The organism is Marinobacter sp., from assembly GCF_040904845.1.
Classification (GTDB): domain Bacteria; phylum Pseudomonadota; class Gammaproteobacteria; order Pseudomonadales; family Oleiphilaceae; genus Marinobacter.
The window spans coordinates 1-25,922 of record NZ_JBBDSR010000065.1; the positions used below are offsets into that span (position 1 = coordinate 1).

Annotated in this window: 25 protein-coding genes; 18 read left to right on the forward strand and 7 right to left on the reverse strand. The window is 57.4% G+C overall.

From position 1 onward, the window contains the following. Positions 1-937, reverse strand: a 937-nt coding sequence (locus tag WD429_RS07955) for a ribonucleotide reductase N-terminal alpha domain-containing protein (RefSeq protein ID WP_368421644.1), incomplete at its 3' end; no start/stop codon positions are given. Positions 938-1,480: 543 nt separating this feature from the next. On the opposite strand from WD429_RS07955, the gene WD429_RS07960 reads away from it, so the two are divergent. Then, positions 1,481-2,293 carry a DUF6160 family protein gene (locus WD429_RS07960; RefSeq protein WP_368421645.1) on the forward strand — a complete coding sequence of 271 codons (813 nt, stop codon included), beginning with the start codon at positions 1,481-1,483 and terminating at the stop codon, positions 2,291-2,293. A 72-nt stretch (positions 2,294-2,365) separates the two neighbouring features. Here the strand turns inward: WD429_RS07960 and WD429_RS07965 are convergent, their stop codons facing one another. The 3 genes from WD429_RS07965 to WD429_RS07975 form a co-directional block, all read right to left on the reverse strand. After that, on the reverse strand, positions 2,366-3,160 hold the full coding sequence (locus WD429_RS07965) for an ABC transporter ATP-binding protein (RefSeq protein ID WP_368421646.1): 795 nt from the start codon (positions 3,158-3,160) through the stop codon (positions 2,366-2,368). A 10-nt stretch (positions 3,161-3,170) separates the two neighbouring features. Continuing rightward, positions 3,171-4,073: an ABC transporter permease gene (locus tag WD429_RS07970; protein WP_368421647.1), complete on the reverse strand. Its 903-nt coding sequence runs from the start codon at positions 4,071-4,073 to the stop codon at positions 3,171-3,173. Positions 4,074-4,141: 68 nt separating this feature from the next. After that, entirely contained in the window at positions 4,142-5,116 is a 975-nt protein-coding gene (locus WD429_RS07975) for an ABC transporter substrate-binding protein (RefSeq protein ID WP_368421648.1), read from the reverse strand. 286 nt (positions 5,117-5,402) lie between these two features. On the opposite strand from WD429_RS07975, the gene WD429_RS07980 reads away from it, so the two are divergent. Together WD429_RS07980 and WD429_RS07985 are read left to right on the forward strand one after the other, a co-directional pair. Beyond that, entirely contained in the window at positions 5,403-7,070 is a 1,668-nt protein-coding gene (locus WD429_RS07980; RefSeq protein WP_368421649.1) for an AMP-binding protein, read from the forward strand. A gap of 133 nt (positions 7,071-7,203) precedes the next feature. Next, entirely contained in the window at positions 7,204-7,689 is a 486-nt protein-coding gene (locus WD429_RS07985) for a thioesterase domain-containing protein (protein ID WP_368421650.1), read from the forward strand. A gap of 24 nt (positions 7,690-7,713) precedes the next feature. On the opposite strand, the gene WD429_RS07990 is transcribed toward WD429_RS07985, so the two are convergent. Beyond that, positions 7,714-9,402, reverse strand: a complete 1,689-nt coding sequence (locus WD429_RS07990) for an ABC transporter permease (RefSeq protein WP_368421651.1) — start codon at positions 9,400-9,402, stop codon at positions 7,714-7,716. 9 nt (positions 9,403-9,411) lie between these two features. Next, positions 9,412-10,428: a Fe(3+) ABC transporter substrate-binding protein gene (locus WD429_RS07995; protein WP_368421652.1), complete on the reverse strand. Its 1,017-nt coding sequence runs from the start codon at positions 10,426-10,428 to the stop codon at positions 9,412-9,414. A gap of 186 nt (positions 10,429-10,614) precedes the next feature. On the opposite strand from WD429_RS07995, the gene WD429_RS08000 reads away from it, so the two are divergent. The 5 genes from WD429_RS08000 to queF all read left to right on the forward strand — a co-directional run bounded on the left by WD429_RS08000 (position 10,615) and on the right by queF (position 15,408). Next, positions 10,615-10,884: a PilZ domain-containing protein gene (locus tag WD429_RS08000; protein WP_368421653.1), complete on the forward strand. Its 270-nt coding sequence runs from the start codon at positions 10,615-10,617 to the stop codon at positions 10,882-10,884. Positions 10,885-11,182: 298 nt separating this feature from the next. Then, complete coding sequence (locus tag WD429_RS08005; protein WP_368421654.1) at positions 11,183-12,490, forward strand: HD-GYP domain-containing protein; 1,308 nt, start codon at positions 11,183-11,185, stop codon at positions 12,488-12,490. Positions 12,491-12,797: 307 nt separating this feature from the next. Further along, positions 12,798-13,775 (forward strand): ABC transporter ATP-binding protein, encoded by a 978-nt coding sequence (locus WD429_RS08010; RefSeq protein WP_368421655.1) that lies wholly within the window; start codon positions 12,798-12,800, stop codon positions 13,773-13,775. Then, positions 13,772-14,545, forward strand: a complete 774-nt coding sequence (locus tag WD429_RS08015) for an ABC transporter permease (protein WP_368421656.1) — start codon at positions 13,772-13,774, stop codon at positions 14,543-14,545. Before WD429_RS08010 ends, WD429_RS08015 begins: the two co-directional genes overlap by 4 nt. 29 nt (positions 14,546-14,574) lie before the next feature. Next, a complete protein-coding gene (gene queF, locus WD429_RS08020; RefSeq protein ID WP_368421657.1) occupies positions 14,575-15,408 on the forward strand; it encodes an NADPH-dependent 7-cyano-7-deazaguanine reductase QueF in 834 nt (277 codons plus the stop codon). Between the two features lie 24 nt (positions 15,409-15,432). On the opposite strand, the gene WD429_RS08025 is transcribed toward queF, so the two are convergent. Further along, positions 15,433-16,872, reverse strand: coding sequence for an adenylate/guanylate cyclase domain-containing protein (locus WD429_RS08025; protein WP_368421658.1), 1,440 nt, complete (start codon positions 16,870-16,872; stop codon positions 15,433-15,435). A gap of 194 nt (positions 16,873-17,066) precedes the next feature. On the opposite strand from WD429_RS08025, the gene WD429_RS08030 reads away from it, so the two are divergent. The 10 genes from WD429_RS08030 to flgJ all read left to right on the forward strand — a co-directional run bounded on the left by WD429_RS08030 (position 17,067) and on the right by flgJ (position 25,918). Beyond that, positions 17,067-17,621: a nitroreductase gene (locus WD429_RS08030; RefSeq protein WP_368421659.1), complete on the forward strand. Its 555-nt coding sequence runs from the start codon at positions 17,067-17,069 to the stop codon at positions 17,619-17,621. 205 nt (positions 17,622-17,826) lie between these two features. Beyond that, positions 17,827-18,225 carry a flagellar basal body rod protein FlgB gene (gene flgB / locus WD429_RS08035; protein ID WP_368421660.1) on the forward strand — a complete coding sequence of 133 codons (399 nt, stop codon included), beginning with the start codon at positions 17,827-17,829 and terminating at the stop codon, positions 18,223-18,225. A 34-nt stretch (positions 18,226-18,259) separates the two neighbouring features. Next, a complete protein-coding gene (gene flgC, locus WD429_RS08040) occupies positions 18,260-18,709 on the forward strand; it encodes a flagellar basal body rod protein FlgC (RefSeq protein WP_368421661.1) in 450 nt (149 codons plus the stop codon). Positions 18,710-18,727: 18 nt separating this feature from the next. After that, positions 18,728-19,405, forward strand: coding sequence for a flagellar hook assembly protein FlgD (locus WD429_RS08045; RefSeq protein ID WP_368421662.1), 678 nt, complete (start codon positions 18,728-18,730; stop codon positions 19,403-19,405). Positions 19,406-19,432: 27 nt separating this feature from the next. Next, on the forward strand, positions 19,433-21,370 hold the full coding sequence (locus WD429_RS08050; protein ID WP_368421663.1) for a flagellar hook protein FlgE: 1,938 nt from the start codon (positions 19,433-19,435) through the stop codon (positions 21,368-21,370). Positions 21,371-21,445: 75 nt separating this feature from the next. Further along, complete coding sequence (locus tag WD429_RS08055; protein WP_368421664.1) at positions 21,446-22,198, forward strand: flagellar basal body rod protein FlgF; 753 nt, start codon at positions 21,446-21,448, stop codon at positions 22,196-22,198. Between the two features lie 84 nt (positions 22,199-22,282). Continuing rightward, complete coding sequence (flgG, locus tag WD429_RS08060; RefSeq protein WP_368421665.1) at positions 22,283-23,071, forward strand: flagellar basal-body rod protein FlgG; 789 nt, start codon at positions 22,283-22,285, stop codon at positions 23,069-23,071. Positions 23,072-23,100: 29 nt separating this feature from the next. Further along, positions 23,101-23,802 carry a flagellar basal body L-ring protein FlgH gene (gene flgH / locus WD429_RS08065; protein ID WP_368421666.1) on the forward strand — a complete coding sequence of 234 codons (702 nt, stop codon included), beginning with the start codon at positions 23,101-23,103 and terminating at the stop codon, positions 23,800-23,802. Then, on the forward strand, positions 23,799-24,896 hold the full coding sequence (locus WD429_RS08070; protein ID WP_368421667.1) for a flagellar basal body P-ring protein FlgI: 1,098 nt from the start codon (positions 23,799-23,801) through the stop codon (positions 24,894-24,896). Before flgH ends, WD429_RS08070 begins: the two co-directional genes overlap by 4 nt. An 8-nt stretch (positions 24,897-24,904) precedes the next feature. Continuing rightward, on the forward strand, positions 24,905-25,918 hold the full coding sequence (flgJ, locus tag WD429_RS08075) for a flagellar assembly peptidoglycan hydrolase FlgJ (protein ID WP_368421668.1): 1,014 nt from the start codon (positions 24,905-24,907) through the stop codon (positions 25,916-25,918). Positions 25,919-25,922: the final 4 nt, after the last annotated feature.

Below are 25,922 nucleotides of genomic sequence, written 5' to 3' on the forward strand. Positions count from 1 at the left end.
CTTCGCAGAACCAGTTGTTGTTCATCTGGTTGACCTTGTCGATCAGGATGAACCCTGGCTCAGCGTAGTCGTAGGTGCTGGTCATGATGGTGTCCCAGATGAACTGGGCTTTCAGGGTGCGGTAGATGCGGCAGGCCACTTTGCCTTCGGCATTGACCACATAGCCGTCCAGAATGGGGAAGTCGCGGTACACGAACTGGGAGGGGTCGTTCAGGTCCAGGCCTTCTTCCGCCACTTCTTTTTCGGTGACCGGGAAGGACAGGTGCCAGTCTTTATCGTTGCGTACTGAGTCAATAAAGTCTTCGGTGATCAGCAGCGACAGGTTGAACTGGCGCAGGCGACCGTCTTCACGCTTAGCCTGGATGAAGTCGATGATGTCCGGGTGATGCACGTCGAAGGTGGCCATCTGGGCACCACGGCGGCCACCGGCGGACGACACGGTGAAGCACATGCGGTCGAAGATATCCATGAACGACAGCGGGCCGGATGTGGTTGCGCCAGCGCCCGCCACGTACGCGCCACGGGGGCGCAGGGTAGAGAATTCGTAGCCGATGCCGCAGCCGGCTTTCAGGGTCAGGCCGGCTTCGTGGTTCTTTTCCAGGATGTCGTTCATGGAATCACGAACGCTGCCAGACACGGTGCAGTTAATGGTGGAGGTGGCAGGCTTGTGGGCTTCGGCACCGGCGTTGGAGGTAATGCGCCCCGCGGGAATCGCGCCGTGCTTGAGCGCCCAGGCGAAGTCTTTCATGTGTTTGGCGCGGTCCGCCTTGGCTTCAACCTGTGACAGGGCAACGGCCACGCGTTCATAGGTCGCGTTGATGTCCTTATCGACGGGCTCGCCGGTTTTGGTTTTCAGCTGATACTTGCTGTTCCAAATATCCAGCGAAGCTTCCTGCATTGGAATTGTTGTTATCACTGCCTGTGCCTTAGCGTTCATTCCGCCTTACCCCTGTCAATCTGTGTGTAAAACCTGTGCCTGGGCGTAACCCCAGCCGGATTGTGCTCTTGTCGAACAAAGCCACTAGATGTGGTGTTGGCCCCGCCCGGTGTTGATGGGCGGGATGGGCGTTGAAGCCCGTTATTGTCGCGCCGGAGCAGCCTGTAAGGCGGCTGGGGCTGCCGTGTTGGACATTGACGGTCAGCCCCATATATAGGCGTCTTTTCAAGAAGTATAACAGGATATAGTGGTCTGTGAAGAAGAAGACAACTATCGCTTGGGTCTGGGTGGCAAAGAAAATCAATGGATATGGGCTTGTATCCGCTGAATGGCCTGTGAAACCCGCGTGTACAGGGCATTGGCCGGTAAGCACAATATGTAGTGGTTAAAAAATGTTCTGAAAAATGCGTCTGTTAGTTGATAAAGTCAGGTAATTGTGACCGGTGCACGTACCGCTCGCAGACGTGTCGTTAAAGTATGAGGGTGGTGTTGAAAACTGCAGTGGACCACAGGAAGTGATAACACCATAAAAGGAACATAATAATGAAAGGCCTGAAACATACGTTGATAGCGCTGGGCATCGCGGGGGTGCCGGCCATGGCCATGGCGGACATCCAGATGCTGGACGACAGCGCCATGGGAAACATCACCGGCCAGGTCGGTGTGACGATTGAACTGGAAACCAGGCTCAACATTGATCGCTTCCTTTATACCGATGAAGGAACTCTGGAGATCAACGATATCTCGGTGGGTGGCACCAACCGTGTTGATATGTTCTCGGAGATGGGCACGAACCTGACCGGCGCGGCCCCCAGTGATCTTCTGGATAACATTCGCATCAACATCGATATCGCCAGCGACGGCGACGCCATTATCAACATACTGCCGATGACCTTCGGTGCCGTGGATATGCGCATCTCCACCGGTGCGTGGAATTTGGTAGGCGATAGCAACAGCACCACTATCATGGATAACTTCCATATGGATGCGCTGATCGGCTCGGGCACCCTTCGTGTGGACACCGCTACGGATGTGCTGAGTTTCCGGGCGGATATCGCGATTGACGATATGGATTTCGAGGTGCCCTTTCTGGCCCTGGGTATTGAAGACCTGAGACTGACCGGTGCCGATTACGACTTGGACGCACCCCAGCCGTTGGACGTGTTCACCCGGGTGGAAATGGGTATCTATAAAACCGCCAATTCCCAGGGTATCAGTAGCCTTGCGATTGAAATTCCGGAGTTCGAAGCGGACATGAGCATTGGCAGTGTAATTGTTGGCGGCACATCCATTGGCAGTATTTTTATGGATGACCTGGCCATCAGGGACACCCAGATGATCATTTACGGTCACTGAAGGTTTGGGGTAAATAAAAAAGTGGGGCCGAGGCCCCACTTTTTTTACCGATCACATTCGACCTTGCCCCGATTAGCCCAGTAGCAAGCTGTCGTCATCCACTTCCAGACCGCGCTGTTTTTCAAACAGTTCGAGCAGGTCTTTTACTTCCAGGCCCTTGCGGTCTTCGCCTTCGATATCAAACACCACTTCGCCCTGATGCAGCATCACCGTGCGGTCACCCACTTCCAGCGCCTGTTTCATGCTGTGGGTGACCATCAGCGCTGTCAGGTTCTGTTCTTCGATGATGCGGGTGGTGAGATCCAGCACGAACGCGGCGGTTTTCGGGTCCAGCGCGGCGGTGTGCTCATCCAGCAACAGAATGGCAGACGGGGTGAGGCTGGCCATCAGCAGGCTCACTGCCTGGCGCTGGCCACCGGAGAGCAGGCCCATTTTGTCGCCCAGGCGATTTTCCAGGCCCAGGTTCAGGGACGACAGGCTGTCGCGGAACTTCTCCATGTACTGCTTTTTAACCGCAGAGGTCAGGCCCCGGTGCTGGCCGCGCTTGATGGCCAGTGACAGGTTTTCCTCAATGCTCAGGCCTTCGCAGGTGCCGGCTAATGGGTCCTGGAAGACCCGCGCTACGCGGTCGGCGCGTTTGTGCGTGGGCAGTTTGGTGACGTCCAGGTTATCGACAATGATTTTGCCGCTGTCGACCATCACTTCGCCGGCCAGGGCGTTAAGGAAGGTGGACTTGCCCGCGCCGTTGCTGCCGATCACGGTGGCGAATTCGCCCTGGTTGACGGTCAGGCTCATGCCCCGCAGGGCCGGATTTTCAAGGGGCGTGCCCTTGCCAAAGGTCAGTCTGAGATCCGTTGCGCTAATCATGCTATACCTCTCAGGCCTTGTTGCGGGTGAAACGGGTGATGATCTTTGTGCGCACCCCCGGCAGAACAATGGCCAGGGTGACCAGAACCGCCGTAATCAGGTTGAGGTCCTGAGACTTCAGCCCGAGGAAATCAGCGTTCAGTGCGAAGGCGATGGCCAGCCGGTAGATAATCGCACCCACCACGCAGGCGATGAGCGCCTTGATCACGGTGTTGGGGGTAATCACCGCCTCGCCGCCAATCAGCGAGGCCAGGCCAATCACGATCACGCCCACACCCATGGTGACATCTGCGGCACCCTGGCTCTGGGCGAACAAGGCACCCGCCAGCCCGACCAGGCCGTTGGACAGCGCAACGCCGAGAATGATCATGCCGCCGGTGGCAATGCCCTGGGCTCTTGCCATGCGAGCGTTGGCACCGGTGGCTCGCATCGCCAGGCCGGTTTCGGATTTCATGAAACGCCACAGCAATATCAGTGACACCACCGCGACGATGACGAACAGCAGGACCGGCACCTGATGATAGGCCAGGCCGAGGTCGTACCAGGGCGTGAGCACCGTTTCCTCCGACAGCAGAGCCACGTTGGGGCGGCCCATGATGCGCAGGTTAACGGAGTAAAGCGCGATCATGGTGAGGATCGACGCCAGCAGATTCAGAATGTTCAGTTTCACGTTCAGAATCGCGGTGACGGCACCCGCTGCCATACCGGCCAGCACGGCGGCACCGGTGGCAACCCAGGGGTTCCATCCGGCAACAATCAACATGGCGGCAACGGCGGCACCCAGGGGGAAGCTGCCGTCAACGGTCAGGTCCGGAAAATCCAGAACGCGGAAGGAGATGTAGATACCGAAAGCAACGAGGCCGTATATCAGGCCGGTTTCGATTGCGCCGTACAGGGCTATTTCACTAAGCATGGGGTAGGTTCGCTTCCAAAATAGAACGGGCGGTGCCCTTGTGAGGCCCGCCCGTTGTGAATCAGGTCTTACCGATCGCTTTTGACGATTTCCTGGGCGTCTTCGAGCACGTCGGCGGACAGGGTAATGCCCATGCGCTCGGCCGCTTCCGGATTGACGAACAGGTTGAGTGTATCGACGGATTCCACGGCCATGTCGGCGGTGTCGGCTCCGTTCAGTACACGGGCGACCATGCTGCCGGTCTGGCGGCCATGATCGTAGTAGTCAAAGCCAAGAGCGGCGACCGCGCCACGGCTGACGGTGGCGGTGTCGGCGGCGAATACCGGAATCTTGGCGCGCTCACCCACAGAGACCACGGCTTCGGCTGCACTGACGACGGTGTTGTCGGTGGTCAGGTAGATGGCGTCTGCCTTGCCGACCAGCGAGCGGGCCGCGCCCAGCACTTCTGAGGTTTTGGTGGCGGCGGCTTTGGCCAGGCTCATGCCGCGGGCTTCCAGGCTTTTTTCCAGCAGTTCCACCAGCGCAACCGCGTTGGCTTCGCCCGGGTTGTAAACCGTGCCGATGGTTTTGGCGTCTGGCACCAGGCGCTCGAGCAGGTCCATATGGCGTTCGATGGGGAGCATGTCCGTCACGCCGCTGATGTTGGCACCGGGCTTGTCCAGGCTCTTGACCAGCTTGGCCCCGACCGGGTCGGTGACGGCGGAGAAGATCACCGGAATGTTCCGGGCGGCGGCGGCCATGGTCTGTGCCGAAGGCGTCGCAATGGCAACGATGACATCCGGACCTTCACCGACAAATTTGCGGGCAATCTGAGAGGCGATGGCGGAGTTGCCCTGGGCGCTCTCGTGCATGATCCGCAGGTTGTCGCCTTCCTTGAAGCCTTCTTCGGCAAGCTCATCCTTGACGCCCTGATACACGGCATCCAGCGCCGGGTGTTCCACGATCTGGGTGATCGCTACCACTTTTTGTTCGTCTGCCTGCGCCAGGCTGGCCGCTGCCAGCAGCGTTGCACCAATCAGGGTTCTCAGAGTTCTCTTGGCCATAAGCCCTTTCTCCCGAGTGTAATGAGCTGTCGTTTTCATGAGCGCACTATATGAACGTGCTTTACGAAAGGTGCGGGAGTTTATCACAGCCCAATCGCTTATGGGGCAGGGGAAACAGGCGGAAAAATACATGATAAGTGCAATAGTTATATTGCGATCACGTTTTGACGCAGGGCTGTGTGTTGGAATACCCTACGAAAGTCTTATAAGCCCGCCAAGAGGCCTGGCTCTCAAGTGACACCGTCAAACGCGGAATAACACCAATAAAGCAAGCAAGGAAAGATCCATGGACACATCAAATAAACTGCCACTGGATATGGTCTATTACTGGGAAAAAGCCAAAGCGGATTCCCTGTACATGACCCAACCGATTGGCGATGGCAAGGTGGTGGATTACACCTGGAATCGGGCCGTTGACGAAGCCCGTCGTATGGCGTCTTACCTGAAGTCTCTGAATCTTCCGGAGAAGAGCCGGATCGGCATTATTTCCAAAAACTGTGCCCATTGGATCATGTCCGACTGGGCGATCTGGATGGCCGGCCATGTTTCCGTACCGCTGTACCCGACTCTGAACGCCGATACCGTTAGCTATATCCTCGAACACAGCGGTTGCGAACTGCTGTTTGTCGGCAAGCTGGATGACTGGGATGTGATGAAGCCGGGCGTGCCGGAGAGCCTGCGTTGCGTGTCTTATCCGCTGAGCCCGCCCAACGATTTCGAGACCTGGGACGATCTGATCGCGACATACCCGCCGATGGAAGAGAACACCACCCGGGAAGCGGACGAAATGGCGACCATCGTTTATACCTCCGGCAGCACCGGTCGGCCGAAGGGCGTTATGCTGAGTTTCGGCAACATGGCCTACTCCGCAGCTGGCGGCGCGCAAGTGCTGGGTGTCGGACCTGAAGAGCGGATGATGTCGTACCTGCCGCTGGCCCACGTGTTCGAGCGTACGTTTGTTGAGCTGGGCTCGCTGTACTCTGGCTTCCAGCTGTATTTTGCGGAATCGCTGGATACTTTTGTGCAGGATTTGCAGCGTGCACAGCCGACATTGTTCCTGTCTGTGCCGCGTCTGTGGGTGAAGTTCCAGCACGGTGTGTTGCAAAAACTGCCCAAGCAAAAACTTGAGAAACTGCTTAAGATTCCGGTAGTAAGTGGTCTGATTAAAAAGAAAATTCTGAAAGGACTAGGCCTGGGTAAAGTCAAACTGGCCGGCAGTGGCTCCGCGCCTTTGTCCAGCGATGTGCTGGACTGGTACCGCAACCTGGGGCTGGAACTGCTTGAAGGTTACGGCATGTCCGAGAACTTTGCGTACTCCCATATGAACAAGCCGGGACGTTCCCGTACCGGGTATGTGGGTGAAGCGCTGCCGGGCGTGGAAGTGAAAATCGGCGAGCTTGGCGAAGTGCTGATCAAAAGTCCGGCGACCATGATGGGCTACTACAAGGATGAAGAGAAAACCCGCGAAGCCTTTACTGAGGACGGCTTCCTCAGAACGGGTGACAAAGGCGAGATTGATGAGATGGGCCGCCTGAAACTGACAGGCCGTCTCAAGGAAATCTTCAAGACCAGCAAGGGCAAATACATCGCGCCTGCGCCCATCGAGAACCGCCTGATGTCGCACGATGCCATCGAAATGGTGTGTGTGTCTGGTGCTAACCAGACTCACCCCCACGCGTTGGTGATGCTGGGCGAGGAAATTCGCCCGAAAATGGCCGATGAAGCCTTCCGCAAGGAAATTGAGGAAAGTTTCAGCCAGCTGATTGCTGATGTGAACAAAACCGTGGATCCCCACGAGCAGTTGGCATTCATCACGGTGGTCAGTGATGAATGGTCGATTGAGAACAGCTTCCTTACGCCGACGCTGAAGCTGAAGCGTAACGTGGTGGAAGACGCCTACCAGGAGAAGGTAGACGGCTGGTATGGCCAGCGTCAGGCCGTCATCTGGGAGTAACGGCAACGATAGTGTTAAGCAAAAGACCCGGCCATTGGCCGGGTCTTTTGCGTTTGGTCACACAATGTCTACATAAGTCGCATAGGGCGAATCCGCACCCCGGCCTAAACTGGAGGTAATACAAGGAGGAACCATGACTCAATTAGGCCGTTTCCAGAAGCGCCTTAACGATACGATTCCGATTACCCAGGCCATGGGTCTGGAGGTGCTTGCGTACGATGGCCGTACGCTGTTGGTCAGTGCACCGCTGGAGCCCAACCATAATCACCAGGCCACCGGTTTTGGTGGTAGCGTGTATTCGGTGGCGGTCACCGCGGCCTGGGGGTTAATTGAACTGGCCATTGCCGACATGGGGCTGAAAGGCAATGTGTTGGTTCAGAGTGGCAGTATCGATTACATGACACCCGTTAAAAGTGATTTTTACGCCCTGTGCCGGCTGCCTGCCGGAGAAGTGCCAGACCGGTTCCGCAAGAGCCTGGCCCGTCATGGCAAGGGCCGGATAGCGTTACACGCGGATGTGTATTGCGGCGAACCCACGATGGAACCGAAAGGCGCGCCGGTCGCGACGTTCCAGGGCCGTTTCGTGGTTCAGGATGCCGGTTCCCGGCCGGTGCTCTGAGCGCCTGGTATTGATTTTTCAGCTTCAGGCGATGCTGCGAGTGCCGGCAATTGACCGGCTCATCAATATGATCGGTACGATCCCCGCCAGCACGATCACCAGCGCCGGCAGCGCGCTCTGAGCGAGCTTTTCATCGGAGGCAAACTGGTACACGTACGTGGCCAGGGTGTCGAAGTTAAACGGCCGTAGAATCAGCGTGGCGGGCAATTCCTTCATACAGTCCACGAACACCACCAGAGCAGCGGTCATCAAGCTACCCCGCAACATCGGCAGGTGAACTCTCACCAGGGTGTTGCCGGGACTGTGGCCCAGTGAGCGGGATGCCATATCCATGCTCGGGGTAATCTTCTGCAAGCCACTTTCCACACTGCCAGCGGATACCGCCAGGAAGCGCACGGTGTAAGCGAAGATCAGCGCAAACGCCGAGCCGCTGAGCAGCAGGCCCGTGCTGATGCCGAAGGCGCTGCGCATCATGGAATCCAGCCAGTTGTCGAAGCCCGCGAGGGGAATGATGACACCTACTGCCAGCACCGCACCGGGCATGGCATAACCCAGGCTCGAGAGCCGCATCATGATCTGCATGCCACGGGTGTTGTGCAGGCGGCGGCTGTAGGCGAGGGTAACGCCGATGATCAGGGTTGTCAGCGCGGCGGCGCTGGACAGCAGCAGACTGTTCAGGGTGTTGCGTACGAAAGCCGGGTTCCAGCTCTCATCAAAGTATTCCCAGGCATACTGGCCCAATGTGACGGCGGGTATGACAAACCCCAGGATGACCGGAATGGCACAGACCGCCACACACACATACTGGCGGGGTTTTGACAGGGTGAAGCGGCGAATCGGCTCGCGGTTATCCCGGGCGGCGAACTGCTGCTGGCGACGGCGGGAATAACGCTCAAGAGTGACCAGAATCACCACGAATATGAGCATGGTGGTGGCGATTTGCGCTGCGCCGCCCAGGTTGCCGAGGTTCATCCAGGTGTCGAACAGACCGGCGGTCAGGGTTTGCACGGCGAAAAAGTCCACGGTGCCAAAGTCGTTCAGGGTTTCCATCAACACCAGCGACAGGCCCACTGCAATGGCGGGCCGGGCGATGGGCAACACCACGCGAAAGAACGTGCTGATCGCTGAGTGCCCAAGACTACGGCTGACGGCAAACAGTGACGGCGATTGTTCCAGGAACGCCGCCCGCGCCAGCAGGTATACGTAGGGGTAAAGCACCAGACCAATCATCAGCGTGGCACCTTCCAGCGTGCGGATCTCGGGAAACCAGTAATCCCGGGCATTTTCCCAACCGAACCATTCCCGCAAGGCGATCTGAACCGGCCCTGCGTAGTCGAGCAGGCTGGTGTAGACGTAAGCGATCACATAAGCCGGCACCGCAAACGGCAACAACATGGCCCATTCGAAAAAACGACGGCCGGGGAATTCACACATAGTCACCGCCCAGGCCGTTGCCAGCCCGATCAGCAGGGTGATGCCGGCAACGCCGAGCATGAGCTTGATGGTGGTTGAGAGATAGCGGGGCAGGGTGGTATCGAGCAGGTGTGGCCAGATGTTCTCATCCGGAAAGAACGCCAGGAAAATCACGGACAGAACCGGCAGTGCCACGATGGCCGTGGTCACTGCCGCGGATATCAGCCAACGGTTTGAGGTGCGTTTCGCCAGCAGTGGCGGATTCAGCCCTTGTTCACTGCTGGCGACGGCCTCAGTCATCGGTTTCCTTTATTCGCCGTCGTAATCGACGCGGTCAGCGAGTTTTACGGCCGCATTGCGATGGTTGGCAATCTCTTGCAGCGACAGATCGTCCGGGTTGATTTCACCCCATTCGGCAACCAGGCCAGTTGGCTTTACATCCGGGTTGGCAGGGTATTCGGTATTGGCTTCTGCGTAAATACGCTGCGCTTGGTCGGTGGAAAGAAACTCCATCAGGCGCACGGCGTTGTCGCGGTTAGGCGCGCTCTTGGTCAGGGAAATGCCGCTGATGTTGACGTGAGTGCCGCGATCGTCCGCATTCGGGAAGACCAGGCGAACCGCTTCGGCGGCGTCACGCTGATTTTCATCGACCAGCATGTTGCCGTAGTAGTAGCTGTTGCCGATGGCAACGTCACACACGCCCTCGGCGATGGCTTTGATCTGATCGCGGTCGCCGCCCTGGGGCTTGCGTGCCAGGTTGTCTTTCACGCCTTGCAGCCATTCCTGGGTGTCTTCCTCGCCGTGGTGGGCAATCATTGAGGAGATCAGCGCGATGTTATAAGGGTGCTTGCCGCTGCGGGTACAGATGCGGTCGTTCCATTTGTCATCGGCCAGTTCTTCGTACGTGGTGATCTCGCCTTCTTCGACACGCTCCTTGGAGGTGTAGATCAGCCGGCCGCGGGTGGTCAGTGCGAACCACTTGCCGTCAGGGTGGCGGAGGTTGTCCGGAATGTTGTCGGTCAGAGTGTCGCTTTCCACGCCGGCAACCAGATCACGCTCGACCAGTTCGTTGATACGAGAGATGTCCACGGTCATGACAACGTCGGCAGCACTGTTGCGGCCTTCACGTTCGAGGCGTTCCGCCAGACCCTGCTTGGCGAAGACCACGTTGGAGGTGATGCCGGTCTCTTTCTCAAAGGCGTTGAGCAGGGGTTCAAGCAGGTAGGCCTGACGGTAAGAATAGATGTTCACTTCGCCGTCTGCGGAGGCAGTCATGGGCATGGCAGAGAGAGCCATTGCGGCAGTAGCAGCCAGTTTCATTCGCATGGTGTGAAGTCCTTTATCGGGCGGATGGATGCATTCGCAATCTGAAGTCGCGACAACATTAAAAACAGCAACTATTCTCATTTGTGTTCAGGGGTAAGTCAAGCCAGCGTTGCAAATTCGGAAGGAAATGGTGCTATGCTTCCGAAGACTATAAAAACTATGCAAAAAGTGGTGGAAACACGGCCTATGGCTGATGACCGGAGAACACACAACCGCACTGCCATGAGTGCGAAAGTCAGGGTGAGTCACCCCACTCAGGGCGAGTTTGTGTTCGTCACCCGGGATATCTCGGATGGGGGCATCTTTATTGTAGTTGAAAGCGACCCCTTCGAGCCTGCCATCGGAGATGAGGTGGAAGTTCAGGTGCAGGGCCTGCCGGTGTCGGCACCGGTATTGAGTATGGAAGTCGTTCGCCAGACCGTTGATGGCTTCGGATTGCAGTTTGCGGACCAATGATGATGACGCTTTGCCGTTCTATGCGTCGCTGCCTGTTGTTGCTTGCCCTGAGTTTTACCCTGGGTGGGTGCGCTGTGCGGGCGTCCGCTTGAAATGGATGAGGCGGTGTGTGACGCAGAGTGACAGTTTTGTACCAAAAGTGTGAGTCGCGTCACGTTGCTACATTTTGTTTCCTCTTGATAGCAAGCGTTACCCCCTGTTGCTTTCGGGTTACTTTGCACTACAAATATGTAATGGACTCTATCACTGAAGCCGTCAGAATAGTCAGCATCGATTGTCGCAAGATTTGAGGTGCACCGTGGGCGTTCGTCAAAAGAAAATCGCCGTTCATGATTTGGAAATCGGCATGTTTGTGTCCGACCTGGACCGGCCGTGGCACCAGACCCCGTTCCCCATCCAGGGCTTCCACATTCGTTCCCAGGACGACATGCGCTCCTTGGTGTCCCACTGTAAGTGGGTGGTGATTGACGTTGCCGAAAAGCGAGAAAATCAGGAGTCTGGCAAGTCGGCCTCGCCGCTGTTCGGTCATCGCACCCGCAAGGAAACCGTGGGCCGGGAAGTCATCCAGTTACCGCCGCTTCACATTCGCGAGCCGGTAAAATACAGCACCTCGTCCACGCTTAAAAAAGAACTGAAGCTATCGAAAATGGTGCTGGAGGACGCCGAGGCCGCGTTGCAGCGCGTGTTTGCGGCGGTCAATCGGCGGGAAACGCCCGACTTGCGCGAAATGGCAGGTGTGACCCGCAATATGGTCGCCAGTGTGGCACGTAACCCCGATGCCTTGTTGTGGCTGAGCCGTACCCGCCAGCACGATGACTTTATCTACCGCCACGCGATGAACGCGGCGGTGTGGGCACTGGTTTGCGGCCGTGAACTGGGGCTGAATGAGGGGCTGCTGAACCACCTCGGTTTGGGGTGCCTGTTGTCACAGGTCGGCAAGACAGAACTGCCCAAGGCCATGCTGGAAAACGAAGGCAGGCTGGAGTCAGACGATTTCGCCCGCTATCGCGGCTACGTGAACCGCGGTGTGGCCATGCTCGAGGGCTCCGGTGTTTCCAGGGCGGTGGTCAGCGTGGTTCAGGGCCACCGTGAGCGGCATAACGGCTCCGGTTTCCCGGAAGGTATTCGTGGTGACCGCATTCCATTGCTCGCAAAGGTCGCCGGGCTGGCTGAGTATTTCGAAACATTGATTGGCCCGCGGGACACCTTCGAGCCAATGACGCCGGCCAAAGCCGTCAACCTGCTCTACGACATGCGCAATATCGAGTTTCAGGAAGATCTCATTGAGACGTTTATTCAGGCCGTGGGTATTTATCCGACCGGTACTCTGGTTCAGCTAAACGACGGCCAGCGCGGGATCGTGGTCTCTCACTCGCCGGCGCGACGCCTGTGGCCCAGAGTGATGGTGATGACGGATCAGGAACAGCAGCCACTGAAATCGGCCCGGGTTATCGATCTGGCCAGCTTCAACGCCGAGCAGGAAGGAGGCAGCACGCTGATCATTGCTGAGTGCCTGCCCCACGGAACCTCGGGTCTCAATCCTGCGCACTACGATGTGACCGGTACCGAATCGCGCTGGAATCTGTCTCGCCTCGTGGGCGGATGAGGGGTGATTGATCAGAGAATGATCACCCTCAGGCTCTTGCGCAGCCAGCGGTAGGTGTTGTCGGGGCGGAAGCTGACGCCGTCCAGAATCCTGTTGCGCTTGTTCTCCGGATCTTCCTGGTATTCCCCCTTCGGGTCCCGCAGATCTTCGTCCTCGCTGTCGCAGTTTGGTGTTTTTCCGCTTCACCTCAAACCGGCCCAGAGCCTTGAAAATTTCGTGCTTGCCACAACTTATGGAAACTCCGGTTGTACGGAACACGACATCGGCGGGCCATTCTGGCCTGGCAAGCCACTATTCTGGGTAGTTTATGACCAACGCGCTGGAGATTGAGGGCCTGACCAAAACCTATGGTGATGGGTTTGAGGCACTCAAGGGTATTGATATGAACGTCAGGCAGGGCGATTTTTTTGCCCTGCTGGGGCCGAACGGGGCGGGCAAATCCACCACGCTGGGGATTGTCTGTTCTCTCGTTAACAAGAGTGCTGGCAAGGTCCGGGTGTTCGGGAATGACATCGATACGCACCTCTCCGATGCCAAACTGAATCTTGGCGTGGTACCCCAGGAGTTCAATTTTAATCAGTTTGAGAAGGTGTTCGACATTGTCACCACTCAGGCGGGCTATTACGGCATTCCGCTGAACAAAGCCAAAATCTCTGCCGAAAAATACCTACGCAAACTGGGTCTCTGGGACAAAAAAGACACGCCGGCGCGCATGTTGTCTGGCGGAATGAAGCGCCGGCTGATGATTGCCCGCGCTCTGGTGCACGAGCCGAAACTGCTGATTCTGGATGAGCCCACTGCCGGGGTGGACATCGAACTGCGACGCTCCATGTGGACATTCCTTGAGGAGATGAACCAGCAGGGCACCACGATTATTCTGACCACCCATTATCTGGAAGAAGCAGAAGCCTTGTGCCGTAACATCGCAATTATTGATCGCGGCCGGATAATCAAGCACACCAGCAAGCGCGAGCTGCTGCAGCAGCTTCACGTTGAGACGTTTGTGCTCGATACCGATTCGGCACTGGAAACCGCACCGGCTCTGGAGGGCTTTCCGTGTCGCCTGGATCATGAGGGCGCGCTGGAAGTGGATGTCGAAAAAGGCCAGGGCCTGAACCGGGTGTTCGTGCAACTTGAAGATAAGGGCATCAAGGTAATGAGTATGCGCACCAAGGCCAATCGGCTGGAAGAGTTGTTTATCCGAATGGTGGAAGACAACGCGGCCGACGCCAGGGACTCTCAGAAATCCGAGGTCGCAGAACAAGCCAAGGGAGACGCCGTATGACCCCACAAGCCATGCTGACGGCGTTCAGTACCATCGTTACTCGTGAAATACGCCGTTTTACCCGTATCTGGCCGCAGACGTTGCTGCCGCCTGCCGTCACCATGACGCTCTATTTCATTATTTTCGGTAACCTGATCGGCTCGCGGATCGGTGACATGGGCGGCTTTGATTATATGTCGTTCATCGTACCCGGGCTGATCATGATGTCGGTGATTACCAGCACCTACGCCAACGTGGTGTCGTCGTTTTTCTCCATGAAATTCCAGCGCAGCATTGAAGAGCTGTTGGTATCGCCGGTGCCCAACTGGATCATTCTGGCGGGGTACGTGTGCGGCGGTATGGCGCGGGGGCTGGGCATTGGGTTGATCGTGACCTTGTTGTCGCTGGCGTTTACCCGGCTGGAAATCCATAACCTGCCGATGGTGGTGATTACGGTGGTTCTGACCTCGGCGATGTTCGCCGTGGGTGGGTTTATCAACGCCATGCTGGCGACGAAGTTTGATGATATCTCCATCGTGCCCACGTTCATTCTGACACCGCTGACGTACCTTGGCGGCGTGTTTTACAGCATCAGTATGCTGCCGGATTTCTGGCAGGGCGTGTCGATGATTAACCCCATTCTGTATATGGTGAATGCCTTCCGCTTTGGTATTCTCGGGGTTTCCGATGTCAATCCATTCGTGGCGCTGGGGATGATTGTGGTGTTCATCACGCTGCTTTCCGTCATCGCGTTGCGGATGTTGCAGCGTGGCAAAGGCATTCGACACTGAGTTTTCAGGTCTCTTCAGCAGGACACCGCATGGCGCTTAACGATGCCCCACTGGGCAAATCCAGTGACTACCCCGACCGCTACGACCCGGCCTTGCTGTTTCCGGTTCCACGGGAAGAGAATCGCCGGCGCATTGGGATCGACGATGGCCGCTGGCCGTGGTTCGGTGAAGATCTGTGGCAGGCCTGGGAGGTTTCCTGGTTGCGGGCAGACGGTGTGCCAGCGGTGGCCTGGGCGGAAATCCGGTTTCCGGCGGCCGCACCCTGCATCGTCGAGTCAAAGTCGCTGAAGCTTTACCTGAATTCGCTGAATCAGGCGGTATTCACCTCGCCCCAGCAGGTGGCCGATGTGATGATTCGCGATCTGTCCAGCGCCAGCGGCTCGGCTGTGCAGGTCAGCATGCTCAGTGTAGATGAAGGCGGCGTTGCGGAAGGGCGGCCACAGGGGTATCAGCTGATCGACGAAGAAACCCTGGACGATGTGACCTACCAATACGCTCCGGAATCGCTGATTGTTTCAGGCGGCGAGGCTGGCGAGAGTGAGGTGTCCGAAAGCCTCTGCTCGCATTTGCTCAAAAGCAATTGCCCGGTCACCGGTCAGCCCGACTGGGCCACGGTGATGATTCGATACACCGGGCCGGCAATCGACCGCAAGGGGTTGCTGCGGTATATCGTCAGCTTTCGTCAGAAGCAGGACTTCCATGAGCACTGCGTGGAGACAATCTTCACCGACATCATGAACCGGTGCGCGCCAAAGCAGCTGATGGTGTGTGCACGTTATACCCGCAGGGGGGGGCTGGACATCAATCCGTGGCGCAGTACCGAGCCGGAAGATGGCGCGGGCGCGCGGCTGATTCGTCAGTAACCGTGGTAACGCATCACGGGGGAGTTAGCGGATTTCTTCTTCCTGACGCAGTCGGTCTGCGGCGTCCTCGAGAGCCGTAAGAATCGACTGGCGTTCCCGTTCGGTGATCTTGTCGGAATCCAGATACATGGCAAAGCCGCTGTGTTCATGTTCGAGGAAACTGCGGTTGGGGCCCAGGTCACGGCGGAAGTCCACCACCTCGTATATGGGAACCGGCTTACCAAAGCCCTTTACGGTAATCTCGCCTTTGTCCCGGCACATAATGCGGTCTTTGATCAGCGAGAAGGTCTCGTAGGAGACCAGAATTTCCCCCGGCTCCGCCAGCGATTCCAGCCGGCTGGCCAGATTCACTTCCTTGCCAATAATGGTGTAGTCCATGCGGTTTTCCGCGCCGAAGTTGCCCACGGTGGTGTAACCGGTGCTGATGCCCATACGGATTTCCAGTGGCGTTTTAATGCCCTGGCTTCGCCACTTCTGCCGCATGATTTTCATATGTTTACGCATATCGATGGCCATGGATACGCAGGCAAACGCGTCTTCCCGTTGGCCCCGGCTGGTCGGGTCGCCAAAGAACACCATGATGGAATCCCCGACGAACTTATCGATGGTGCCGCCGTATTTCAGGGCCACTTCGGACATGCCGTTGAAGTAGTGATTGAGCAGTTCGGTCAGCGCTTCCGGCTCCATTTCCTCAGACAGTTCAGTGAAGCCCTTGATGTCTGAGAAAAACACAGCGAGCTTCTTGCGCTGAGTTTCCAGGCGTACGTCGCGCTCACCGGTAAAAATGGACTGCCACACCTGCGGAGACAGGTATTTGGAAAGCTTGTGGGACAGCGCTATGGACTGCTCCCGCTGGTTCTGGATCTGGGTTTTCGCCATCATCAGGGCGCGAGCCTGTTGGTGGGAATAGAACGCCGTTACGCAGATATAAAGACCGGTTGCCAGGATGGAAAGAATACTGGTGAGCAGCGGTGGCTGAAAATTATCCGCCGGGCCAAAAACGGCGAGCGCGATAGACAGGGAGGTAAACATGAACACCGTTCCGAACAACCATTGCCTGAGCCCGCCAATAATCAGGCAACTGAACATCAGCATCAGCATGACCGAGACCGATGGAATGGCCACCAGCCCGACGGCACCCACGAAGCTGCCGCCGATCAGGCAGTCAATGATCAGCATCTTCTGGCGAATGCGGGGGGAGTGCCTGAGGAAGGTGCGTCGGGTAAGCAGGTTCGCCACATGGGGCCAGCTCAGTGCGCCGGCAATGGTGTACACTAGCCATTGCGGGAATGCGCCCTGAATCACGCCAGCGGCAATAATGACAGCTGTTGCGGTGTAGGCGAGTATACGGCCGTTGTAGTCCGGCATTGGGGGGATGGCGATGGGATTGTTCTGCGCGTCCGCGACGGCGGATTTACCAGCGTTGGCACTGGCAGCGCTCATTTCCACCGGAGCACTCAACATGTCAGAAACGGGCCCGTCCGATGATATGGGCGCAAAGGGCTTTGGTTACTCATGGTTTCGCTACCGGCTAATTTATAATTTTGTTGGCAGTCGGACTACGACTAAAGATTAACAGTATTACAGGAAAGTCACAATTTAGAAGGGGCCTTTCTGGCGACAAGCCCATCTTTATACGACACAGGACCGCAGCATTTATGACCGCCGTCATTGATTTCATGCTTAACAGACGCTCCGAACCCAAACTGGAAAGCCCGGCCCCGCAGCCTGACATCCTGGAACAGGCGTTTCAGTGTGCGGCGAACACGCCGGACCATGCGCTGCTGAGACCCTGGCGTTATCTGGTGGTTGAAGGCGAGGGCCTGAAGGCGTTGGGGGAGTTGTTTGCCTCAACCTGTGGTGAAGACAGCACGGAAAAAGAGCGGGAAAAACTCAGGCGGGCACCGTTGCGCGCACCGATGGTCATCGTGGGCATCGCCGCTTACCGGGCGCACCCTAAGGTTCCGGACAGCGAGCAGGCGATGTCAGCCGCCGTCGGCATGGGTCAGCTTTCCCTGGCGTTGCAGGCAGCGGGTTACGGGGTTATGTGGCGCACCGGTGGTATCGCCTATCGTCAGGCTCTTCTGGACGGCCTTGGGTTGGCGGCTAATGAGCGGATCATTGGCTTTCTTTACACCGGAACGGTTGCCAGCGAAAAACCACCGGTTCCCCGCCCGGCGACGTCCGATTTTGTAAGCCGCTGGCCGGAGTAACGGGCGACGCTGCACGCAAGGGGGAAAGCGTTTGCCGCTTCCCCTGCCGCATACGCGCGCCGCGTACCCCTCAATGTTTATCTGATTCCCCCCAGCCCCCTGAAACAGCCCCTTTCTGAAAACTGGCACCGACGTTGCTTTGTCTATTCCAACGAGTTGAACCGGCAAACCGATGCAGGGCCGGGCACAAGGTTCTGGAGGCAGTATGGCAATTTCCTTTGATAACGCACTGGGTGTTCACCCGCAGGCACTGCTAGCGCGGGAGAAGCGCGCAGAAGTGCTGGCCAACAATATGGCGAACGCAGACACACCGGGTTTCAAAGCAAGGGACGTCGATTTCCGCGCGATGATGGAAAGGGCCCAACAGGACGCCAGCGGTTTTGGTATGTCCCGCACGGATGACGGTCATATGGACACCTCGATGGGCGGTGCCGACAGCGAATTGCTGTATCGCACCCCGCATCAGCCGTCAGTGGATGGCAACACCGTGGATGCCCAGCAGGAACAAAGCCGGTTCATGAGAAACGCGATGGATTACCAGGCCAGTTTCCAGTTCCTGGACAGTAAATTTTCGGGCCTGAAAAAAGCCCTGACCGGCCAGTAAAACGGACGCAGCCAGATAGCACAGGAGCAGCATTATGTCCTTGGGTAGCATTTTTGATATCGCCGGTTCCGGCATGACCGCACAGTCACTGCGGCTGAACACCACTGCGTCCAACATCGCCAACGCGGAAACGGCCAGTTCCAGCACCGAGGAAACCTACCGGGCACGCAAGCCGATATTTTCTTCCATTCAACAGGCAATGCTGAGTCCGGATCAGCAAGGCCAGGCTTTCGGAAGTGAAGAGGGCCCGGGTGCCGGCGTGCGGGTGGAAGGCGTTGTTGAAAGCGATGCCGAACTGCAGATGCGTTACGAACCCAATCACCCTGCGGCTAACGAGGATGGTTATGTGTTTTATCCGAACGTGAACGTCGTTGAGGAAATGGCCGACATGATGTCGTCTTCCAGAAGTTTCCAGATGAACGTGGACATCATGAACACGGCGAAATCCATGATGCAGCGCATTCTTACACTTGGGCAGCAGTAAACGGGCGAGGACTGACCAATGAGCGCGATTAACGCAACAAACACACCGGATGTGCTGGCACAGTATCGTGCTCAGCAGGGCTCGTCGGCGACCGGTGAAAACGAACTGGGCAAGAATGAGTTCATGGAACTGATGATTGCCCAGCTTAAGAATCAGAACCCGCTTGAGCCCCAGGATAACGGTGAGTTCATCTCCCAGTTGGCCCAGTTCAGCTCCCTGGAGGAGATGCAGGGCCTGTCACGGAGTGTGGACGATGTCGCCAGCCAGTTCCGTTCCACGCAGGCGCTACAGGCCTCTGCCATGGTGGGTCGTACCGTCCTGGCACCTTCGGATATCGGCATTCTTGGTGCTGAGGGCGAAATCAGCGGCACTGTTGAGGTGCCTGCCTCCACGGGTGGGCTCAGGGTATCCATTGAGGGCCCGAACGGCGAGCGTGTTCGCCAGATTGATCTCGGGTCCAGCCAGGCCGGAGTGGCCTCCTTCCAGTGGGACGGTAAAGACGGTAACGGCAATGCCTTGCCGCCAGGCCCATACAAAATTGTGGCGGAAGGTTCTTACCCGGATGGCCAGGAGCAGCTCGCTACCATGGTTAGCGCCAACGTGGACAGTGTGTCCCTTGGTAAGGAAGGCAAAGTGACATTGAATCTTGCAGGCATGGGCTCCATAGCTCTGTCGGACGTTGAACAAATTAACTGATACCGGTGCACAACCACGAGGTGAATTATGGCTTTTAACACAGGGCTTAGCGGTTTAAGGGCAGCGTCCGTTGACCTGGATGTCACCGGTAACAACATTGCCAATGCCAGCACGGTGGGCTTCAAAGGTAGCAAGGCACAATTCGGTGATCTGTACGCCAGTGGCTTTCTGAGTTCCGGTAACAACCAGGTCGGTAACGGTGTGCGGGTACAGGATGTGAAGCAGTCCTTTGGCCAGGGTAATATCAGCGATACCGGCAATGGCCTCGATATGGCGATTAACGGCGACGGCTTCTTTGTTTTGAGTAACGGTGGTGAAACCCGCTATTCCCGCGCCGGTCAGTTCGGTATCGATAAGGAAGGTTTCGTTACCAACAACCAGAACATGCGCGTTCAGGGTTATACCGCCGATGGTGATGGTAATTTATCCGGTGTTCGCGGTGACCTGCAGGTCGAAACGGACAACCTGGCACCCAAGCGCACGACCAACCTGCGCTCGGATCTGAACCTGGATTCCCGTGAAAGCATTCTGGAGAACAGGGTACGGGATCTGGGCGAGGACCTGAGTGTGGCCGATTTGGATGGTGACATTTTTCAGATCGAGTATTCCGATGGCACCACGTCACAGCCCATCACGATTGGTACCGATCAGCCCGCCAACGAAGTGGCTGAGCTGCTGGGTTCACAGAAGGGGGTCAATGCCTCCGCAAGGACACAGTTTGATCTGTCCGAACAGTTTGACATGAGTCAGTTGGTCAGTGACCTGTCTGATCCGGATTTCGAGCTGACCATCTCCCTGAACGGCAGTGATAACGTCACGTTTCGTGGTAGCGACGGCATCACCGACCTAGATTCCATGGCTGCCGCCATCAACGATTCGGAGCTGAATACCCTGCAAGCGCAGGTGCTTGATACCGACGGCGACGGCACCGGCGATGATATGTCCATCACCGACAGTCGCGGGTTCACTATCGAAATGACCTATACAACCGGCGGCGCAGGTAATCAATCGTTCTCGGACTCCTCCCCTGAGAGTGAGCGCGGTAATCTGTTTGTGACCACCGAGCGCGAAGTGACGGGTGTACTGACTGATCCCTCTGGAACCGGTGCATTCGAGGCCGCGTTCGATGCCGGCGAAACCCGCATCACCAACGAATTCAATCCGCTGGATCAGCGTACCTACAACCATGCTACATCGACCACCATCTACGACAGCCTGGGCAACTCCCACGAACTGACGCAGTTCTTCGTGAAGGAGCCTTCTCCGGGTAATGGTGTGGGGCAGAGTGAGTGGTCCATCTACATGCAGATCGATGGTGAGGTGGTCGCCGGTACCGACGAGACACCTTACACGGCCAGGTTTAACCAGGACGGTAAACTGCAATCCATCAATGGCGACCCCAATGGCGAGGTTCTGATTGATGACTGGGTGCCGAAGGACGAAAATGGTCTTCCGAACGGTGCCGATGGGCCTCCCGCCGATGGCGAGGAGGTGCTGACGCCGATTCCCGAACCACCCACCACGTCAGCCTTTGTGGTGGACCTTGGCAACACCACTCAGTACGGCAGCGCGTTCGGGGTGAATGACCAGAACCAGAACGGTTACACCACCGGTCGGCTGGCCGGGCTGGATGTGTCGGACCAGGGTATTCTGTTTGCCCGTTATACCAACGGTCAGTCCCAGGGGCTGGGGCAGGTGGCTCTGGCTGCATTCAATAATACCGATGGGCTGTCGCCGGTGGGTGACACCACCTGGGTGGAAACCTTTGAATCGGGACAGCCGATCATCGGTGCACCGGATACCGGAACTCTCGGGTCCATCGCGGCCAGTTCGGTGGAGGAATCCAACGTTGACCTGTCGGCAGAGCTGGTTAACCTGATTATTGCCCAGCGTAACTATCAGGCCAATGCCAAGACCATCGAAACCTCCGATGCGGTCACTCAGACCATCATCAACCTGCGGTAATCCCTAAACCGTAATTCTGGCACAACTCCTGCAGGATGACTGGAAACAGTCAAAATTCCGGCAGGAGTTTTCCCCATGGATAAAGCCCTTTATATCGGTATGTCTGGCGCGAAGCAGAATATGCTCTCGCAGCAGGCCCATGCCAACAACCTGGCGAACGTCAGCACCACAGGGTTTAAAAAAGATCTCGCACAGGCCCGCAGTATGCCGGTGTTTGGTGAGCATCACCCGACCCGCGCCTACGCTATGGCAGAACGCCCGGGCACAGACCTTTCCGCCGGTGCGCTGATGGACACTGGCCGCAAGCTGGATGTGGCTGTCAAGGGGGATGGCTGGCTGGCGGTTCAGAACCAGCAGGGTGAGGAGGTGTTCACACGTTCCGGCAACCTGCAGGTCGACGTTAACGGTCTGGTCCGCAACGCCAGTGGCGATATGGTCATGGGGAACGGCGGGCCAGTGGCTCTGCCGCCCTTCGATAACCTGCAGATTGGCTCCGACGGCACCATTTCCATCATTCCCGTGGGCGGTCCGCCCGATCAGCTGGTGGAAGTGGACCGCCTGAAACTGGTGAATCCGCCTCCCGAGGCGTTGGAAAAAGGCGAGGACGGTTATATCCGCCGCAAAGCGGACCAGGCACTGGATGGCCCTGAGCCGCCGGACGCTGACCTGCGAGTGGCCGCCGGATTTCTGGAAAGCTCCAACGTGAATGCGGTGGAGGAAATGATCGCAAACCTGCAGTTGTCCCGCCAATACGAAATGCAGGTGAAGGTCATGACCACTGCCAACGAGAATTCCGAGGCCTCGGCACGGCTGTTGCAGAACCTCTGATAAACCACAGGAACATTCGCCGGCAGGGCGGAAAAGCGGCAATTAATCGCCGCTATAAGCCCGCCCCCGGCAAGGAGTAAAGTCATGCATCCAGCACTTTGGGTCAGTAAAACCGGGTTAAGCGCGATGGACACCAAGATGTCCACCATTTCCAATAACCTGGCTAACGTGAATACCAACGGGTTCAAGCGTGACCGCGCGGTATTTCAGGATCTGCTCTATCAGGTTAACCGCCAGCCCGGCGGAATGAACACGGAGAACTCGGAACTGCCTTCCGGGCTTCAACTGGGTACCGGTGTGCGGGTGGTGGGTACCACCAAACAGTTTTCCCAAGGCAACCTGGAAGTGACCGAGCAACCCCTGGATGTGGCGGTCGATGGTCGTGGCTTTATGCAGATCCTGATGCCGGATGGCCAGTTGGCTTACACCCGGGATGGTCAGTTCCAGGTCAATGCCGACGGCGATATCGTTACTCCTGGTGGCTTTGCGCTTGAGCCGAATATCAACATTCCGGAAAACGCCACCAGTGTCACCATCGGCAAGGACGGCACCGTAACGGCGGTTACGGATGACGCAGCAGCACCGGTCAACCTCGGCGAAATCACGTTGGTGAATTTCATCAATCCTCAGGGCTTGCAGGCCGTGGGTAACAACCTTTACCAAGCGACCAACGCCAGTGGCGATCCTGCCGAGGGTGAACCTGGCCTCGACGGCCTGGGAACGCTCGAGCAGGGCATGGTGGAGTCTTCCAACGTGGAAGTGGTGGAAGAGCTGGTGAGCATGATCACCACTCAGCGCGCCTATGAAATGAACTCCAAGGTGGTGTCTGCTACCGACCAGATGCTGCAGTTCATTACGAACAACATCGGGTAACCGTTGACGGTTCGGTGAGGGGAAACGACATGAAACGCATCACGATATCGAGAAAAGGAACTCCGGGCGCTACATTGGCACTGGTGGGCCTGTTGATCGTGTTGCAGGGATGCACGGCGATGAGCCGGCCACGGGCGATGCCGGATGACCCCGCGTACTCGCCGGTGCGGGCGGAGGCCATGATGCAACGTGACCCGCACTCCGGTGCCATTTACCAGAGTTCGCGGAACCACAATCTGTATGGCGATACCGTGGCCCTGAATGTGGGCGACGTGCTGACCGTGACCCTGGAAGAATCCACTCGCGCCAGCAAAAATGCGGAAACGAGCATCACCAAGGACCAGGAACTTTCGTTGCTGGCGGCGCAACTGCTCGGTAAAACCGGCATGAATGTGGATACCGATCTGCAGCAGGCGCGGGATTTTGAAGGCTCGGCGGAAGCGGATCAGAGCAACAGCCTGGCCGGCAGCATTACGGTGACCGTTACCGAGGTGTTGCCCAACGGCGTGCTGTATATTCGTGGCGAAAAGTGGCTGTCGCTGACCAACGGCGATGAGTACATCCGCCTCAGCGGTCTGGTTCGTCCTCAGGACATTGCGCCCGACAACACCGTGGCCTCCAACCGTATTGCAGATGCACGCTTTGCCTATGGCGGTACCGGCGATTTCGATCAGGCTAATCAGATGGGCTGGCTGGCCCGCTTCTTTAACAGTGAGTGGTGGCCGCTATGAAGATGATCCGTTTCTGTGTGGTGGTTCTGGCGTTGTCTGTCGTGGCGGCACCGGTACTGGCGGATCGGCTGAAAGATCTGGCACGCATCAAAGGGGTTCGTAACAACCAGCTGGTGGGCTATGGCCTGGTGGTCGGCTTGGATGGCACAGGGGATAAAGCGCCGTTCACGAATCAGACCTTCCGCAACATGATGAATCAGTTTGGCGTTACGCTGCCCGAAGGCGTAAACCCCAACCTTGCGAATGTTGCCGCGGTGACCGTCAGCGCATCGCTGCCGCCGTTCTCCAAGCCCGGCCAGGAAATGGACATTACCGTGTCGTCGATCGGTAACGCCGACAGCTTGCGTGGCGGCACCCTGTTAATGACGCCGCTGAAAGGCGCTGACGGTCAGGCGTACGCCATGGCACAGGGCAGCCTGGTGGTCGGCGGCTTTGGTGCTGAGGGTCGCGATGGCTCGCGCATTACGGTGAACGTACCGTCGGTGGGGCGTATTCCCAACGGGGCGACCATTGAGCGGGAAGTGACATCGCCTTTCAGCAAAGGCGACACCATTACCTTCAATTTGCTGCGTTCGGACTTCACCACCGCCCGCCGCGTGGTGGAAGCCATCAACGGAACCTTGGGGCCAGACATGGCCTACGCCCACGATGCCACCTCGGTGTCGGTCAAGGCCCCGCGGGATGTGAATCAGCGGGTCAGCTTCCTTTCTATTCTGGAAAACATTGAAGTGAACCCGGCTCAGGACGCTGCCAAGGTGGTGATCAATAGCCGTACCGGGACCATCGTGGTCGGGCAGAACGTCAGGGTCAGCCCGGCGGCGGTGACCCACGGCAACCTGACGGTCACCATCCAGGAAAATCCGGAAGTAGAACAGCCAAACCCGTTCGCCGGTGGTGAAACGGTGGTTGAACCCAATACCCAGATCGCGATTACTGAAGACCCCGCCCGTATGTTCCAGTTTGGCCCGGCGGTCACGCTGAACGAGATTGTTCAGGCGGTGAATCAGGTAGGCGCAGCGCCGGGTGATGTCATGGCGGTTCTGGAAGCTCTCAAACAGGCCGGCGCACTGCGTGCCGAGCTGATTGTGATCTAGGTGGTGTGATGCAGCATTCCAGCGTTCAAAAGGCGGGTATCTATACCGATTTCAGCGGCCTGAATGACCTCAAGACCCAGGCCCGCACGGACAAAAAAGCCGCGCTGGAAGAGGTGGCTCGTCAGTTCGAAAGCCTGTTTCTGGGCGAAATGTTGAAGTCCATGCGCAAAGCCGGTGATGTGTTTGCCCAAGACAACTACCTGAACAGCAATGAATCCGAGCAGTATCGCGATATGTTCGATAACCAGCTCAGCCTGAGCATGTCGCAGAACCGGGGAACGGGTCTGGCGGAAGCGCTGGTGCGGCAGTTGAGCCGGCAGATCCCGGGCATGAATGAGGAGGGCGATAAGCTCTCCGGTCACAAGGCTTCGCTGGCGGATTACGAGCGCACGGTACCGGCCTTGTCCACACAGTTACCGGAGCAGGTAGAGGAAGTTGAGCGGATGGCACCTGAGGAAGCTGGCATCGACGCGAAAACTACTTCGGCCCCGTCCCTGGCCGAGGGTGCCGCAGCCCTGCCTGCACGCTTCAGCAGCCCGGAAGAATTCGTACAGACGTTGCTGCCCATGGCTGAGCGTGTGGCCGGGGAAAGCGGAATCAGCCCACGGTTGATGGTCGCCCAGGCTGCACTCGAAACCGGCTGGGGCAAGCACATGATTGAAGGTGAAAAGGGCGTGCCAAGCCATAACCTGTTTGGCATCAAGGCAGATCATCGCTGGCAGGGTGACGCGGTGGACATTACCACCACGGAATATCGTGAAGGCCTGCCAATGACTGAGCGGGCGGCGTTCCGTTCGTATCCGGATTACGAATCCAGTTTCCGGGATTATGTGTCGTTCCTGGAATCCAATCCCCGTTATCGGGACGTTCTGGCGAGTGCGGACCAGCCGGAGGTCTTTGCCCGGAAACTTCAGGATGCCGGTTACGCAACCGACCCTGAATACGGTGAAAAAATTCAGCGCATTATGGATCGCGATTCGCTGATGACGCTCTCAATGGGCAATTCAGAGGCTGAGGAGTAACACA

Bases quoted from the DNA above. Each gene is read 5' to 3' on its own strand.
- WD429_RS07960 (WP_368421645.1), top strand. From the start codon at position 1,481: ATGAAAGGCCTGAAACATACGTTGATAGCGCTGGGCATCGCGGGGGTG.
- WD429_RS07965 (WP_368421646.1), bottom strand. From the start codon at position 3,160: ATGATTAGCGCAACGGATCTCAGACTGACCTTTGGCAAGGGCACGCCC.
- WD429_RS07970 (WP_368421647.1), bottom strand. From the start codon at position 4,073: ATGCTTAGTGAAATAGCCCTGTACGGCGCAATCGAAACCGGCCTGATA.
- WD429_RS07975 (WP_368421648.1), bottom strand. From the start codon at position 5,116: ATGGCCAAGAGAACTCTGAGAACCCTGATTGGTGCAACGCTGCTGGCA.
- WD429_RS07980 (WP_368421649.1), top strand. From the start codon at position 5,403: ATGGACACATCAAATAAACTGCCACTGGATATGGTCTATTACTGGGAA.
- WD429_RS07985 (WP_368421650.1), top strand. From the start codon at position 7,204: ATGACTCAATTAGGCCGTTTCCAGAAGCGCCTTAACGATACGATTCCG.
- WD429_RS07990 (WP_368421651.1), bottom strand. From the start codon at position 9,402: ATGACTGAGGCCGTCGCCAGCAGTGAACAAGGGCTGAATCCGCCACTG.
- WD429_RS07995 (WP_368421652.1), bottom strand. From the start codon at position 10,428: ATGCGAATGAAACTGGCTGCTACTGCCGCAATGGCTCTCTCTGCCATG.
- WD429_RS08000 (WP_368421653.1), top strand. From the start codon at position 10,615: ATGGCTGATGACCGGAGAACACACAACCGCACTGCCATGAGTGCGAAA.
- WD429_RS08010 (WP_368421655.1), top strand. From the start codon at position 12,798: ATGACCAACGCGCTGGAGATTGAGGGCCTGACCAAAACCTATGGTGAT.
- WD429_RS08015 (WP_368421656.1), top strand. From the start codon at position 13,772: ATGACCCCACAAGCCATGCTGACGGCGTTCAGTACCATCGTTACTCGT.
- queF (WP_368421657.1), top strand. From the start codon at position 14,575: ATGGCGCTTAACGATGCCCCACTGGGCAAATCCAGTGACTACCCCGAC.
- WD429_RS08025 (WP_368421658.1), bottom strand. From the start codon at position 16,872: ATGTTGAGTGCTCCGGTGGAAATGAGCGCTGCCAGTGCCAACGCTGGT.
- WD429_RS08030 (WP_368421659.1), top strand. From the start codon at position 17,067: ATGACCGCCGTCATTGATTTCATGCTTAACAGACGCTCCGAACCCAAA.
- flgB (WP_368421660.1), top strand. From the start codon at position 17,827: ATGGCAATTTCCTTTGATAACGCACTGGGTGTTCACCCGCAGGCACTG.
- flgC (WP_368421661.1), top strand. From the start codon at position 18,260: ATGTCCTTGGGTAGCATTTTTGATATCGCCGGTTCCGGCATGACCGCA.
- WD429_RS08045 (WP_368421662.1), top strand. From the start codon at position 18,728: ATGAGCGCGATTAACGCAACAAACACACCGGATGTGCTGGCACAGTAT.
- WD429_RS08050 (WP_368421663.1), top strand. From the start codon at position 19,433: ATGGCTTTTAACACAGGGCTTAGCGGTTTAAGGGCAGCGTCCGTTGAC.
- WD429_RS08055 (WP_368421664.1), top strand. From the start codon at position 21,446: ATGGATAAAGCCCTTTATATCGGTATGTCTGGCGCGAAGCAGAATATG.
- flgG (WP_368421665.1), top strand. From the start codon at position 22,283: ATGCATCCAGCACTTTGGGTCAGTAAAACCGGGTTAAGCGCGATGGAC.
- flgH (WP_368421666.1), top strand. From the start codon at position 23,101: ATGAAACGCATCACGATATCGAGAAAAGGAACTCCGGGCGCTACATTG.
- WD429_RS08070 (WP_368421667.1), top strand. From the start codon at position 23,799: ATGAAGATGATCCGTTTCTGTGTGGTGGTTCTGGCGTTGTCTGTCGTG.
- flgJ (WP_368421668.1), top strand. From the start codon at position 24,905: ATGCAGCATTCCAGCGTTCAAAAGGCGGGTATCTATACCGATTTCAGC.